Genomic DNA, 16,102 nt, shown 5'->3' on the forward strand with positions numbered 1-16,102 from the left:
TAAATTAATTTAGATTTTTTTTAAAATGCAAATTTCAAGCTATATTGATGCATATATAATCCTTTTTAATAAATTAAAACGCAAAAATACATATTTAATATTTTATTTTAAATAGAAATAAATAACTGATTATTTTTTAATAAGTGTAGATACCATAACTGCTTTTATCGTGTGTATACGATTTTCTGCTTGATCAAATACAATACTATATGGTGATTCAAATACCTCATCACTGACCTCTATACCGTTATGGAGATTATATTTCATTGCTATTTGATCCCCAAGAAGAGTTTGATTATTATGTAAAGCTGGTAAACAATGTAAAAATTTAACTTTATTATTATCAGTCAATTCAAGTATTTTACTATTAACTTGATATGGTTGCAATGATACAATGCGTTCTTCCCAAATAGATTCATCTTCTCCCATAGATACCCATACATCAGTATAAATAAAATCAGCGCCGTATAATCCTTCGATAATATTATCTGTTATAGTAATTTGACAACTGCTTTTCTCTTTTATAGCAGAACGACATTGTTTTATTAATTCTTTTTCTGGCCAACAGTTTTTTGGAGCTACTAAACGCAAATTTAGACCAACTAATACTGCAGCTTCTAACATACTATTACATATGTTATTATGAGCATCACCTATATATACTAATGTCATATCACTAAGATTTTTATTAGGCAAATGCTCTTGCATAGTAAGTAAGTCAGCTAAAATTTGTGTTGGGTGAAATTGATTAGTTAAACCATTCCAAACTGGTATACCAGCAAATTCTGCTAATGTATTTATAATTTCTTGTCCATAACCGCGATATTGAATACCATCATACATACGTCCTAATACACGAGCTGTATCTTTTATTGATTCTTTATAATTAATCTGGCTTCCAGTAGGACCAATATAAGTAACATTAGCACCTTGATCGTAAGCAGCAATTTCAAAAGCACATCGTGTTCTAGTTGAATCTTTTTCAAAAATTAAAACTATATTTTTACCTTTTAAATACTGTATTTCTTTATTTTGTTTTTTTGCGTATTTTAATTCATTTGATAATGATAATAAAAACTGGATATCTTGAAGATTAAAATCTAATAATCTAAGAAAATGACGACCATATAACTGGTTCATATAATACTCCAAGTGTTCATGATTAAATGAATTTAAATAAAATATGAATATTTAAATATTCATTTAAATGAAATGTTAAAGTATTTTACATAATAGAGCTACATAACATAAATAAGTAATTATTTATGTTTATGCTATATACTTTATGACTTAACAAAAAATAAAATGTACATAAATTACTAAAATTTTATACATATATTTGATATATATTTATAGTTAATAAATAAAATTCTTAATATCAAAGGAAGATAAAATTTTTACTAAAGCTTTAAGTATTAAAACATTGAAATCAATAAATTACAGGAAGGAGATAATTAAATATGATTATCACTAAAAATATATTGTAACGTTTAATATATTAATTTAATAATAATATTATATCTAATTGTTTTATCAATTTTTCTTTAGATTTCTTTAGTTTATTAACTTGTTCGAGTTCTTTTATAACTAAATTTTTTGGTGCATTAGATGAAAATTTTGTTTTATTTAATTTTATTTGTATTTTTTCAATTTTCATATCTAATTTAATTAATTCTTTTTTTAATCGATTAAGTTCAACCGTTTTATCCACTATATTATTTAATGGAATTAGTAGTTCTGTACCTTCGATAATTTTAATAATTGATATAGGAGCCTTTTCCCTTGAAGTTAAAATTATTAATTTTTCTAAACATAAAATAGAGTATAATAAATATTGATTTTCTTTTATACGACGTAATGATTCTAAAGAACAATCTCTTATCAGTAAATTTATCGGTTTATTAAATGTTATATTTATTTCAGAACGCATACTACGTACTGTTATAATTATTTTTTTTATCCACTCAATATCATCTTTTGCTATAAAATCTTCTTTTTTTATTAACTTATTATATGTAGGAAAACATTCTAGCATGATTGTATCATGACTAATATTTTTTAATAATTTTAAACGTTGCCAAATAGTTTCAGTGATAAATGGAATAATTGGATGTGCAAGGCGTAATAATGCTTCTAATACAGTTACTAATGTATTACATGTACCACATATTTCTACTTTGCTACCGTTATTAATTGTTGGTTTTGCAAATTCTAAATACCAATCACAGAATTGATTCCAAATAAAATTATATAAAATATTAGCAGCAATATCAAAACGATAAGTATCTAACGCTTCACGATATATCTTTATAGTACTATTAAACTCTAATAGAATCCAACGATCTACTGGCAAAATTTTAATTTCTTTACTATTTTGTCCACAATCTTGATTTTCTGTGTTCATTAATACAAAACGACTAGCATTCCATAGTTTATTACAAAAATTACGATAACCTTGAAGACGTTTCATATCCCAATTGATATCACGACCAGTTGAAGCTAAAGCTGTTAGCGTAAAACGAAGGGCATCAGTTCCGGATGCTGGTATTCCATTAGGGAATTGTTTTTGAGTACGTTTACTAATTTTATCCATCATGTGGGGTTTAATCATATTACTAGTACGCTTATTTATAAGGTTTTCTAATGAAATACCATCGACTATATCCATCGGATCTATAACATTGCCTTTTGATTTGGACATTTTTTGTCCTTTTTCATCACGTATTAAACCAGTAATATAAACAGTCTTAAAAGGGACTTGTGGCTTATTATTTTCGTCTTTAATGAAATGCATTGTAAGCATAATCATGCGTGCAATCCAAAAAAATATAATATCAAAACCACTAACTAATACGTTTGTAGGATGATATGTGCGTAGATCTTTAGTATTTTCTGGCCACCCAAGAGTAGAAAAAGTCCAGAGAGCTGATGAAAACCAAGTATCTAGTACATCATTATCTTGATTTAATATAACGTCTACTTTCAACTTATTTTGTTGACGAACTTCTTTTTCAGAACGTCCAACATATATTTTTCCATGAAGATCATACCAAGCTGGAATACGATGTCCCCACCAAAGTTGACGAGAAATACACCAATCTTGAATATTACGCATCCAGGCAAAATACATGTTTTCATACTGTTTTGATACAAATTTGATATCACCTTTCTCTACTGCTTCAATAGCTACCTTAGACATCAAGATTGTACGTAAGTACCATTGGTTAGTTAACATTGGTTCAATTATAACTTCTCCTCTATCACTATAAGGTATAGTAAGGTTATGATCTTTAATATCATCTATTAAACCAAGTTTATCTAATTCAGCTAAAATAGCTTTACGTGCTGCAAAACGTTCCATTTTCTGAAATTGTATTGGAATAAAATACTTTTTTGTATTTATCCTATTGATTGTGTTTTCAAAATAAAATACTTCGGCATATTCTCTAATATTTCCGTCAAATGTAAAAATATTAATCATTGGCAATTGATGACGACGTCCTACTTCATAGTCATTAAAATCATGGGCTGGAGTAATTTTTACACAACCTGTACCTTTTTTCATATCCGAGTATTCATCACCTATAATAGGAAGGTACCGATTAACTAATGGTAGTATCACATTTTTACCGATTAGATCTTTATAACGTAAATCTTGTGGATTAACTGCTACAGCACTATCACCTAATAAAGTTTCTGGACGTGTAGTCGCTATTACTATATAATTTTTGCCTTCATTGGTTTTTATCCCATTAGCTAGTAAATATCTGATATACCAGATAGAACCTTTAACTTCACGATTTTCTACTTCTAGATCAGAAATTGCAGTTCGTAATTTTGGATCCCAGTTTACTAAACGTTTACCTTTATAAATAAGATTTTCTTTATAAAGTCGTATAAATACTTCTTGAACAGCATTAGATATACCTTCATCTAAGGTAAAACGTTCTCTCTTCCAATCAACTGAATTACCTAAGCGACGCATTTGCTGCGAAATATTATTTCCTGATTCTTCTTTCCACTGCCATATTTTATTTATAAATTTTTTTCTTCCATACTCTTTACGTGTCTTTGCTTCTTCAGCATAAATTTTACGTTCTACTAATATCTGAGTTGCAATACCTGCATGGTCAGTACCTGTCTGCCATAAAGTATTTTTTCCTTGCATACGTTGATAACGAATCATTATATCCATTATAGTTTGTTGAAATGCATGCCCCATATGTAGATTACCAGTTACATTTGGAGGTGGAATCATAATACAAAAACTTTCTTTGTTAAGATCTCCATTCGGCCTAAAATAACCTTTCTTCTCCCAGTGTTCGTAAAGTAATTGTTCAAAATCTTGTGGATTATATGTTTTTTCCATTTTTATCGTCATTTATGGTTATGATAGAACCACTATATTTAATTTAAAACCAAGTTCGCGATATATTTTATAACGATCACGTGCTAGTTTTTTTAAAGATTCTTGGTAAGGAACGAAATCTATTACTTGATTAAAAGAAGTAGTAAAATCTGAAAAATACGGTAATAAACTGATCATTAAATCTCTTGGTAAACTGCTATTATGTTGTGGCCATGTAAGTTCAATTGGTGCTCCGTAACGTGGACCTATACCTGCTAAATTATGTGGTATAAAAGAATTAGCAGTATGATGCCACAGTGCATCATCTAATCTAGTAGCTTGTTCTTGGTTTTCGCAAGAAACTAAAATACGATTTCCATCACGCCAATATTTTTCTATTAAAGTACATGCTAGTATTTCTACGGCGGTTAACTCATTATAAAATAAATCAGATTCCATTACATAAAATGTAACATTTTTTATGATATTACAATCTAGCATGTATATTTAATATTTATTTAATTTATTAAAATATACGATTAATATTACAATAAATATATAATTAATCGTCACTATTTAAACCAGCACGATTTATGAGAAACTGTGAAATCATCGGTACTGGACGTCCAGTTGCATTTTTAGACTTACCAGAACACCAAGCAGTACCGGCAATATCTAAATGTGCCCAATTAAATTTACGAGTAAAACGTGAAAGAAAACATGCTGCAGTAATTGCTCCTCCTGCACGGCCTCCAATATTTACCATATCAGCAAAATTAGATATTAGTTGTTCATTATATTCATCAGTCATCGGCAAACGCCAAGCATAATCACCAGATTGTTCAGATGCACTTAAGAGTTCATTTGCTATAGAATGATTATTTGACCACAATCCACTAAAATGATGACCTAATGCTATCATGCAAGCTCCAGTTAATGTAGCGATATCAATTACTACTTCTGGTTCAAAACGTTCGACGTAAGTCAGAGCATCACATAGTACTAAGCGACCTTCAGCATCGGTATTTAGTACTTCTACTGTCTGTCCAGACATAGTAGTTAAGACATCTCCTGGGCGTATTGATCGTCCATCTAGCATATTTTCACAACCAGTTAATATTCCAATGACATTCAAGGGTAAATTTAATTCTGCAACCATGCGCATTACACCATATACTGATGCTGCACCACACATATCATATTTCATTTCATCCATTGCTTGAGATGGTTTTATTGAAATACCTCCAGAATCAAAAGTTAAACCTTTACCTACTAATACAATAGGATGTATCTCAGAATCAAAATTACCTTTGTATTCTATAATTGACATTAAAGATTCATTTTGTGAGCCTGAACCGACTGCTAAATAAGCATTCATGCCAAGCTCTTTCATTTGCTGTTCTCCAATGATGCGAGTAGTTATTTTATTACTGAATTCATCAGCTAATTGACATGCTTGCGAAGCCAAATATGCAGCATTACAAATATTAGGTGGCATATTGCTTAAATCTTTAGCAGCTTTCACACCAGAAGCAATAGCTAATCCGTGTTGAATAGCACGTTCACCATTAGTTAATTCTCTACGTGTTGGCACGTTAAAAAGTAGTTTACGTAAAGGACGTCGAAGAGCTATTTTATTACTTTTTAATTGATCAAAATGATACAATGTTTCTTTTGAAGTTTCAACTGCATATCTTACTTTCCAATAAATATTTCGTCCTTTAACATGCAATTCAGTTAAAAAACATACAGCTTCCATTGATCCAGTATCATTTAATGTATTAATTGTTTTTTGAATTATTTTTTTGTATTGGCATTCATCTAACTCTCTTTCTTTACCACATCCGATAAGTAAAATTCGCTCAGATAAAATATTTGGTACATGGTGTAGTAGTAATGTTTGGCCTATTTTACCTTCTAACTCACCACGGCGTAGTAAAGCACTAATATAACCTTCACTAATTTTATCTAATTGCTCAGCAATAGATGAAAGACGACGTGGTTCAAAAACTCCTACAACAATGCACGCATTACGTTGTTTTTCTGGGCTACCGCTTTTTACACTGAACTCCATGTATTCTCCTGGATATTAGAAGATAACAGTTTTACTGTTATTTGTTATTATAATGCAATATGTCAAAATTCATTAAAAATTTTAATATTGTGATAATTTAAATTAACATTAATTGCGAAAGATAATTCTTACTTTTTATTATTACTAATCTAAAGTATGTTAATACTATTTAATTATTATGTTCTCTTAATTTTAATAAGAATATAAGTGTTAAAATTAGCGATTTTTATCTAAAAATACAAGTTTTTAAAGGTATATTAAGTGTGATTATAATTAGATATCTTGTCAAAGAAACTATAAAAAGCCAATTAGTTATATTATTTATTTTACTAGTAATATTTTTTTGCCAGCAATTAGTAAAAATTTTAAATGCTGCAGCAGAAGGAAATATTCCTCCAAACTTAATTATGAAATTATTAGGACTTACTATACCAGAAATGGCAAAACTAATTTTTCCTTTAAGTTTATTTCTAGCGATTTTGATATCATTTGGACGTCTTTATAGTGAAAATGAAATTACAGTTATGCAAGCTTGTGGCTTGAATAACTATTCTTTAATCAAATCATCTATAATTTTAATATTTTTTACTTTAATTATGGCGACTATTAATGTAAGTTGGTTAGCGCCAAAGGCATTGTTTTGCCAAAGTAAAATAATAAAAAATATTGATGAAAATCCTAGTACTTTATTGTTTAGTCCAGGACGGTTCCATACATTTGGTAATGTTGTATTATTTATTGAATATATGAAAGGCAATAGTTTTAGAAATGCATTTCTAGTTCAGAAACAATCAACAAATGAGGAATATGCTTCAGTTTTATCAGCTAATAGTGGTCATATTGAACAAATAACAGATAATATTCAATTGATTATATTAGATAAGGGAATGCGTTTTGAAAAAATAGAAAAATTAAACAATTTTCATATTACTCATTTTTCAAACTATCGTATTGCAATAGTTCATAAGAACACTGTTATGAATCCAAAGAATTCTGAACAAATAAATATGTATAAACTTTTTTTTCAAAAAAATAATTTGCAATCTCAAACAGAATTACATTGGCGACTAACTCTTATTTTTTCAATATTAATTATGGGATTATTAGCTGTACCGCTTAGTATGGTTAATCCACGTGAAGGACGTGTGTTATCTATACTGCCTGCAATGATATTATATCTTATATTTTTTTTACTACAAAGTTCTTTTAAATTCAATACAGATAAAAGTAAGTTAGATCCTACTGTTTGGATGTGGGTTGTTAATTTTTGTTATTTAGCGTTAGCAATAGTACTTAATTTATGGGATTCCATAACAATGCGTCGTATTAGATTATTTTTCTGTAGTAGGGAGTTAATGTGACTTTTAGAATACTTGATAAATATATAGGAAAAAAAATTTTAAATACTATTATAATAATATTATTTATAATCATTTCTTTATCTTCTATTATTAAATTCACTGCAGAATTACGCAAAGTCGGTCAGGGTAATTATGTAGTAAGGGATTGTATTTACTATTCATTATTAACTATATTTAAAGATATAGAAACTTTTTTTCCTATGGCCGTACTGCTAGGTACCTTAGTGGGTTTAGGGATATTAGCTCAACATAATGAGCTAATGGTAATGCAAACTTGTGGATTTACAAGTTTTCAAGTAACTGTAGCCGTCATGAAAATAGCTATTCCATTAGTAATATTTATTATAATAATTGGAGAATTCATTGCTCCTAAAAGTGAACAAATAGCATATAATTATCGTTCTCAGAAACTTTATGGTGGTACATTAATTTCCACTAATAATGGAGTATGGGCTAAAGATGGTAATAAATTTATTTATTTTAAACAAAATAAAAGTAATGGAGAAGTTGAAGGAATAAAATTATATTCTTTTAATAATGAATTTAATTTAATTAATATGTTTTATACTAATAAAGTTTATTGGGATTTTAAAAAAAAGAAATGGATTTTTTTCAATGCTAACGAATTAAATTTCGAAGATTTAACACAGATTACTCACTCAAAAAAAACAAAAATCGAATGGAAAACTATTTTTACCCCTGATAAAATCAATATAGTAATGTTACACCCAGATATTCTTTCTATTATACAACTTTATAATTATAGTGTATATCTCAAACAAAGTGGTCAGTATTCTAAAAATCACATATTAAATGTATGGAATAAAATTTTTCATCCATTGTCAGTAATAGTTATGATGTTAATGGGTATAGTATTTATTTTCAGTTCATTAAATCGTATATCTGTAGGAGTATATATAGTAACTGGCATTAGTTTTGGATTTTTATTTTATATACTTGATCATATTTTTAGAACATTAAATTTAGTATCTAATTTTCCTCCAATATTATGCGCAACACTTCCAACTGCTTTATTTTTAACAATTACTATATTTATGCTTATAAAAAATAATTAAATTTACTTCTATAAATTTATATTTATTTGTTTTAACTTTGACTATATAAATATATAATATAAAAAAATTTTTAATAAAAAGTTAGTTTTATTTTTTTGTAAAAAATAAATATGATTTATTATGGCTTGAATAAGATTTCTATCTTATTTATCTAAATTAATATATAATAATTAAAATTAGTTATAAATTAGATAATTTTATGTTTAGTAATATATATTATAATATAATAATATATATTTAGAATTTTTCTTCTTAAGATATTAAATATTTATTGTGTAATTAATTTTATAACTTTTATCTCTTGTAATATCTAAACTGTAATTGTATTAATTTTCTAATCATTTCTTAAAATTATTTCTTCATAGTGCCGAAGTGGCGAAATTGGTAAACGCAGTTGATTCAAAATTAACCGTAGAAATACATGCCGGTTCAAATCCGGCCTTCGGCAAACATATGGATAATATCAATATATCAATAAAAATAAAAATTTTTTTGTTATATTGTAAATTTATTAATATTTTAGTTTAAAACTTTAGTCCAATCTTTAAAAAGAATTAAGGTTTACCTGTGACATATTGTGCTTCACCATCCGCAAAACTCCAATCTTTAAAAAGAATTAAAGTTTACCTGTGACATATTGTGCTTCACCATCCGCAAAACTCCAATCTTCTTTATTATTAGTAATAAAACTTATGATTAAATCATTGCCATGAATATCACAATTTTTTTTAAGTTCTTTTGATAATTCTTTCATAAAAAAAGTTTTTTGCTCGTTATCTCTTGGACTAGTATAAACTCTTAGCATAATTAGATTATTACTTCTTTCAATGCCAAGTCCACTATCTTGAAAGAACATTTGATAATGCTTATGTTCATTAACAATTTGATAGCGATCACGTTCTGGTACTTTAAAAGAATTAATTACAACACTGTGGGATACATTTAGAAGAGTACGTATTTCAGAATCAGAACGACCTTGAATAATATCAAATATAAGTAATGGCATGTAGAAAATCCTTTTTTTATGTAAAGGAATATATATATATTCGAGTATGAAAGTTAATATTTTTACTTTACTTAATTTATGAATAAATTCTTTTTTATTATCTCATCATTTATTATGTAAATAATATACTTATATATTTATATTAATTATAAATTTCAATTATATACCAAATAATTTTGATAAATTTTCTTCAATTTTTCATATATTATAATTTTCTGTTTAATATTAAGAGTATTTAGTAAAATTTTCATACATAGCGATTAAATTAACTTGATATAACAATAATTTATACTAAATAATTACATTAATATAGAAAATATTTTTTCTTTTATTTTGAAATTAAATATTTAATTCAACTAATGCTGTATAGTAAATTACTCTAATGTAGAATATTTTAAATAATTACTTTTATTTTATGAATAAAAATACATATTTATATGACTTCAGCAGATATAAATAATATAATTATATTATTTATATAATATTATTATATTACATAAATGTAGATTTTTGATCTACTCAGATGTATTAACATGTTAAATATGATTCAATATAATGTGTATTATTTAATAATTTAATGATAGTAAGGATATGTTAGCTTTATTTAAAATTAATTTAGTATAAAGTTGATAATGAATAAATATTAATAAATTATATGATAATGTTTATGAAATTTAACTCTTAGCTTCAGTCATGAAAATGCTCATAGTAAATTTACTTAAATCCTCAATGATTTAGGATAATTCCTTTCTATTTTCCTTACTATGTAATAAATTAAATTATTAATAAAATAGAAGCTAGTTAATAATTTTACTAGTTAACATGTACCAAAACTGGTTTGATTTATAAACCCAGAAGCTATAAACAAGGGGAATATCCATGTTCAATTGGACTGCAACTCAGCGAAATGTAGCTTTTGCTAGTTTTACTAGCTGGACATTGGATGCATTCGATTTTTTTATACTAGTGTTCGTATTAAATGATTTAGCACAGCATTTTAATACTAATATCTCCCATATTTCTATTTCTATTATGTTCACATTAGCAGTTAGACCAATTGGTGCATTATTATTTGGTCGTCTAGCAGAAAAATTTGGACGTCGACCTATTTTAATGTTCAATATTATGATGTTTTCAATGTTTGAATTATTATCTGCTTGGTCTCCTAATTTTATTGCTTTTCTCATATTTCGTATAATGTATGGTATTGCAATGGGTGGAATTTGGGGTGTGGCTTCATCGTTAGCTATGGAAACTATTCCTGATCATGCACGTGGCTTAATGTCGGGAATATTTCAAGCTGGTTATCCAGGTGGATATTTATTGGCATCAATTATTTTTGGCTTATTTTTTGATATTATTGGTTGGCGTGGGATGTTCTTAATTGGTTCTCTACCAATTTTTTTATTGCCTTTTATTTATTTTAAAGTACCTGAATCTCCAGTATGGTTAGAAGCGCGTAATCGAAAAGAGACTAATGCGTTACTACCTATTATTCATCAACATTGGAAAATTTGTGTTTATATGGTACTGTTGATGTCTTGTTTTAATTTTTTTAGTCACGGTACTCAAGATCTTTATCCTACTTTTCTAAAGATACAGCATCATTTTGATACACATACTGTGAGTATTATTGCTATTGCTTATAATATTGCAGCTATGCTTGGTGGGATTACTTTTGGCACTTTATCTGAAAGAATTGGTCGAAAAAAAGCTATTATTTTAGCCTCATTTCTTACATTACCATTGCTTCCTTTATGGATTTTTTCAAAAGGTTTCTGGATGATTATTACCGGTGCCTTTCTCATGCAGTTTATGGTACAGGGTGCTTGGGGTGTAATTCCTAGTTATCTTATTGAGTTAGTGCCAGCAAATTCTCGTGCAGTATTACCTGGTTTTGTATACCAGTTAGGTAATCTTATTGCTTCAGTTAATGCACCTTTACAATCACATATTGCTGAACAACATGCAGGAAATTATTCTTTAGGAATGTCTATTATTACTGGTACAATATCGATATTGATATGTTTATTAGTAATATTAGGACGTGAAACGCAAGGTATTAAGATTTTAGGTACAGTTACACAAAAAACATATTCAAAAAAAATGTAAATAATATTTTTTTCTAGGTTAACTTAATTTCATTAATTTCATTATATATCATGCATGTAATACATATTTATTCCTAAAAATATCTATTATATTTAATAGTTATTTTTTTACATAAAAATAAAAGACATATATATTAAAATCAATGAATTAATATCTTAAATTTCTATTTAAAATCAATTCTTAATAAGCTTAACTTTATTGACATTATAATATTTTCATCATAATATTATATATTAATGAACTATTTTTTATGGAAAAGTATAGTAGAGCCTCTTAATTAGTGCGAAGAAAGGGACTTGAACCCTCACGTCTCTTAAGACACTAGAACCTGAAACTAGCGCGTCTACCAATTTCGCCATCTTCGCTTACTGATATATTTCATTTATATTAAATATATTAACTTAAAAAGAATTTTAGTATATAAACTCTTGAATATTAAATATTCAATTAAAATTAATAAAATATCTATGATATTAGAATCAATAATGTTTGATTATATCACGTCTTATTGCACTATATACTTTAAAACGGTTATTTTTTGCTATTATCTTATAATTACCAAAAGTTTGATTTAAAAAATTTTCATATGGTAAAAAAGAGTTAGCAACTATACGCAATTCCCCTCCATAATTTAGATGTTTTATAGATCCATGAATTATGTTATATGCGTTTGTAAAGTTATTTTGAATGCCTTCATGAAAAGGTGGATTAGAAATAATTAAATCAAATCTATCATTTACATCAGAAAATATATTACTAGGAAAAATTTTACCTTTTAACCCATTTGTTAATAATGTATCTTTACTACATTTTATAGCTGCTGCATGTACATCACATAACCATAAGCTTACATTTGGTGAATATTTTGATAAAATAGTTGATAAAATACCATTTCCACAACCAACATCTAATACTTTACCTTTTATTTTATATTTATTAATATCTGTCATGAATGTTGAAAGTAATAGATTACTCCCGGCATCAAGACCATATCTATTGAATACACCTGGTAAAGTATGAATAATAAAGTTATTAAATTTATAGGTATTACTAAAGCTTTTTATATTAAAATTTGGTTGCTGTTTAAGATAACCATGATAAAGCTGAGAGTGACGAGCATTATCAATTTTGACAAAACGCATCCATTTTTTAAACATAAGTATTCCACTATTTATTCCACTACGATTTTCACCCACAATAAAAATATCACAGCCTATTGGAAGTAAAGATAATAAATTTTGAAGTTGAAATTGAGATTCTAGTTTATTTTTTGACCAAAAATAAACTAATGTATCACATCCTTGAACATCTACAGATCTAGCTACAAGACTATAAACTGCACGTGTACCAAGATGATGACGTAAATTTTGCCAATAATGGTATTGTTGAGTATGAAAGCGAGTTGATGCAGTTTTTAAAATAATAGGAAGATAATCTCTTATATTACTAGCAAATAACACATTACGGGTCGTAAATTTTTTACTATGTCGTAAAATCATTTTACTAGATAATGTAAACTCTGATATTTGATTTTTTATTAAAGGGTACTTAGTAATCATAATATTTTATTGAAAAAAAATTGATATTTTTGTTATAATTATAGGTTAATTTTATTAAATTTAATTGTTTATAACTATGATAATCAACCGTAATTGGTTTTTACAACAAATGGGAATTACACAATATCGATTGCGACGACCACATATATTGAAAGGCGATATTTCCGTACGTTTATTGCCAAATATACGTCTTATTATAGTAACTAAATCTGATATTTTACTCAATGAACCATTAATTTGTGATGTATTACAAACGCTCAATATTCAATCTAATCAGGTTATGATATTAACACCAGAACAATTACCTATGCTACCAGAATCAATTCACTGTCCAGGATGGCTTATGGGTATTGAAAGTAATCACAAATTTAATGGAATAATTTTAAATACTAATTTTTTAAATACTTTAATTAATAGTAGTATGGCTAAACGTTCTTTATGGGAACAAATATGTACTTATGAAAATTATTTTTTTAAGTAATTTAATAAGTTGTATAATAATTAATAAATTATTATTAAAGTTAAAAGAATTTATTATGACTAAATATAGTATTAAATAAATTATTGTTTTTAAATATTGTAATTTAAGTGAAATTGAAATTCATTCAACTATAATAATTGACTATAATACATAAAATTAATCTAAATATAAATGTTATAGTATATACTACGTTCTAGTATAATTGAACATTAGATAATTAAAGAAAAAATTATTTATATTTTTCAATTATGTTTTAATATATGTATAAAGTTAAATTTGATATTACAAAGGAGAATGTTATCATGTTTTTACTTTATAAAGCTCAAAAATTCAATGATAATGGACATATCCAAAATATTACACCTGAAATTATAGGTTGGGATTACGTAGGTTTAGACGTTTATTTATTAAAAAAAGATCATATATTAAAATTAAATAGTGGAAACAAAGAATTATGTTTAGTATTAATATCTGGGTTTGCTTCTATAAGAACTCGATATGCTAAGTTTCCTAATTTAGGTAATCGATTGTCTCCCTTTGAGCGTATTCCACCTTACGCAATTTATGTACCTCATAATAATAATATTGAAATTTATGCGGATAGTGATTTAGAAATTGCAGTATGTAGTGCACCTAGTACTGGACATTTATTAGCACGTGTAATTACACCAGCAGATATTTGTATTGAAAATCGAGGTAAAGGACAAAATCGGCGCTTAGTGCATAATATTTTACCAGAAAACCAACCAGCTGATAGTCTTTTAGTAGTAGAGGTTTACACTAACGAAGGTGCAACAAGTTCATATCCTAGTCATAAACATGATCAAAAAGATAGTCTAAATGAAACATATTTAGAAGAAATTTATTATCATCGATTTAACCCAAAGATGGGATTTGCTATGCAACGCATTTATACTGATGATCGTTCACTTGATGAATGTGTAGCTCCTTATGACCGCGATGTTGTTATCGTGCCACGTGGATATCATCCTGTGGCTACTGTAGCTGGTTACGATAACTATTATTTAAATATCATGGCTGGACCAAAACGTCTTTGGAAATTTACTTGGGAAAAAGATCACGTTTGGATCAATGGTATAAATTATCCTCGTAAAAATTAGAGAATATTTAAGTATTTTTATTATATTATTGAAAATAAAGACAATTAATTACAATTTATACATATTATACATATTTAATATTTACCGCTAATGAAACTGCAAGAGTTTGTGCTAAACACATTGAAGCTATCTGAGAACGGAAGCCATTTACTTGAGCTTCACGAACTACAAAACATACATTGCTGAATGCAGCTAACGGGCTTACTTGACTATCTGTAATAGCGATTTGCTGAATACCATTTTTAGCACCTAATTGTACTATTTCTACTGTTTCATGTGCATAAGGTGAATAACTAATGGCAATAACTGTATCTTTATGGCTTACTGTACTTAATTGTTCATTAAACATTCCTCCAATACCATCAATTAAAAATGCACGACGTTCTAAATGGCGCAGTGCATATACTAAATAAAATGCAATGCTGAAAGAACGCCTTAAACCTATTATATAAATATTTTCTGCTTTATTTAATATTTGTATGGCCTGATTAAGTTGTTCTGGGTTTATTTGTTTTGTTAATTGTTGTAATGCTTGACTATTAACCATTGTAAAAACATTAAGAATTTCATTAGGATTTTCTGGAGATATACCTTCAGTATTAGTTTGGCGATATAAATATACTCGTTCATGATAATTGTTTTTTTCTTCCATTAAATACTGTCGAAACACTTGTTTCATTTCATTAAATCCTTTGAAACCAAAAGCATGTGCGAAACGAATTAGTGTAGAAGGTGGTACCTGTGCTTGTTGTGAAATGATTACGATTGTATCAATGGCAATACTATTACTGTTATCTAAAATATAGCGAGCTACTTGTTTTAGACGTTTACTAAGCGTATCATACCGAAGTCGTATGTCATTTTGCAACATAGCTAATTGTGTTAAATTATTAGTCATTATTCTATTCGTTAATAAATCTATAATATTATAAGAATTGTTATATAAAATAAATTTGATTTTTAT

The 16,102-nt window shown here is 27.1% G+C and carries 12 protein-coding genes and 2 tRNA genes; 6 read left to right on the top strand and 8 right to left on the bottom strand.

Features of this window, described 5'->3' with window-relative positions:
* Window positions 1-129: 129 nt before the first annotated feature.
* The 4 genes from argF to pepA all read right to left on the bottom strand — a co-directional run bounded on the left by argF (window position 130) and on the right by pepA (window position 6,422).
* Window positions 130-1,140 (bottom strand): ornithine carbamoyltransferase, encoded by a 1,011-nt coding sequence (argF, locus tag FD728_RS03765; protein WP_159934969.1) that lies wholly within the window; start codon window positions 1,138-1,140, stop codon window positions 130-132.
* 358 nt (window positions 1,141-1,498) lie between these two features.
* The gene (locus FD728_RS03770; protein WP_159934971.1) at window positions 1,499-4,369 is read right to left on the bottom strand and encodes a valine--tRNA ligase; all 2,871 of its coding nucleotides are present in this window, start codon (window positions 4,367-4,369) and stop codon (window positions 1,499-1,501) included.
* Window positions 4,370-4,387: 18 nt separating this feature from the next.
* Window positions 4,388-4,831: a DNA polymerase III subunit chi gene (locus FD728_RS03775; protein WP_159935111.1), complete on the bottom strand. Its 444-nt coding sequence runs from the start codon at window positions 4,829-4,831 to the stop codon at window positions 4,388-4,390.
* Window positions 4,832-4,910: 79 nt separating this feature from the next.
* Window positions 4,911-6,422 (bottom strand): leucyl aminopeptidase, encoded by a 1,512-nt coding sequence (pepA, locus tag FD728_RS03780; protein ID WP_159934973.1) that lies wholly within the window; start codon window positions 6,420-6,422, stop codon window positions 4,911-4,913.
* 263 nt (window positions 6,423-6,685) lie between these two features.
* On the opposite strand from pepA, the gene lptF reads away from it, so the two are divergent.
* From lptF to FD728_RS03795, 3 genes are all read left to right on the top strand, one after another.
* Complete coding sequence (gene lptF, locus FD728_RS03785; RefSeq protein ID WP_159934975.1) at window positions 6,686-7,783, top strand: LPS export ABC transporter permease LptF; 1,098 nt, start codon at window positions 6,686-6,688, stop codon at window positions 7,781-7,783.
* Window positions 7,780-8,859 (top strand): LPS export ABC transporter permease LptG, encoded by a 1,080-nt coding sequence (gene lptG / locus FD728_RS03790; protein ID WP_159934977.1) that lies wholly within the window; start codon window positions 7,780-7,782, stop codon window positions 8,857-8,859. Before lptF ends, lptG begins: the two co-directional genes overlap by 4 nt.
* 366 nt (window positions 8,860-9,225) lie before the next feature.
* A tRNA-Leu gene (locus tag FD728_RS03795) sits at window positions 9,226-9,307 on the top strand.
* 168 nt (window positions 9,308-9,475) lie between these two features.
* Here FD728_RS03795 and FD728_RS03800 read toward each other — a convergent pair.
* Entirely contained in the window at window positions 9,476-9,865 is a 390-nt protein-coding gene (locus tag FD728_RS03800) for a tautomerase family protein (RefSeq protein ID WP_159934979.1), read from the bottom strand.
* Window positions 9,866-10,744: 879 nt separating this feature from the next.
* Between FD728_RS03800 and FD728_RS03805 the strand changes: the two genes are divergently transcribed.
* On the top strand, window positions 10,745-11,977 hold the full coding sequence (locus tag FD728_RS03805) for an MFS transporter (RefSeq protein ID WP_159934981.1): 1,233 nt from the start codon (window positions 10,745-10,747) through the stop codon (window positions 11,975-11,977).
* A 281-nt stretch (window positions 11,978-12,258) separates the two neighbouring features.
* Here the strand turns inward: FD728_RS03805 and FD728_RS03810 are convergent.
* Window positions 12,259-12,342, bottom strand: a tRNA-Leu gene (locus FD728_RS03810).
* A 114-nt stretch (window positions 12,343-12,456) separates the two neighbouring features.
* Window positions 12,457-13,503, bottom strand: a complete 1,047-nt coding sequence (rsmC, locus tag FD728_RS03815; protein ID WP_159935113.1) for a 16S rRNA (guanine(1207)-N(2))-methyltransferase RsmC — start codon at window positions 13,501-13,503, stop codon at window positions 12,457-12,459.
* A gap of 109 nt (window positions 13,504-13,612) precedes the next feature.
* Here rsmC and FD728_RS03820 point away from each other — a divergent pair, with 109 nt between their 5' ends.
* Window positions 13,613-14,017: a DNA polymerase III subunit psi gene (locus tag FD728_RS03820; protein WP_159934983.1), complete on the top strand. Its 405-nt coding sequence runs from the start codon at window positions 13,613-13,615 to the stop codon at window positions 14,015-14,017.
* A gap of 302 nt (window positions 14,018-14,319) precedes the next feature.
* The gene (gene iolB, locus FD728_RS03825) at window positions 14,320-15,138 is read left to right on the top strand and encodes a 5-deoxy-glucuronate isomerase (protein WP_159934985.1); all 819 of its coding nucleotides are present in this window, start codon (window positions 14,320-14,322) and stop codon (window positions 15,136-15,138) included.
* 64 nt (window positions 15,139-15,202) lie between these two features.
* On the opposite strand, the gene FD728_RS03830 is transcribed toward iolB, so the two are convergent.
* Complete coding sequence (locus tag FD728_RS03830) at window positions 15,203-16,036, bottom strand: MurR/RpiR family transcriptional regulator (RefSeq protein ID WP_159934987.1); 834 nt, start codon at window positions 16,034-16,036, stop codon at window positions 15,203-15,205.
* Window positions 16,037-16,102 lie beyond the last annotated feature (66 nt).

Origin of the sequence: Pantoea sp. Aalb, assembly GCF_009829985.1 — a bacterium.
Classification (GTDB): domain Bacteria; phylum Pseudomonadota; class Gammaproteobacteria; order Enterobacterales; family Enterobacteriaceae; genus SZZU01.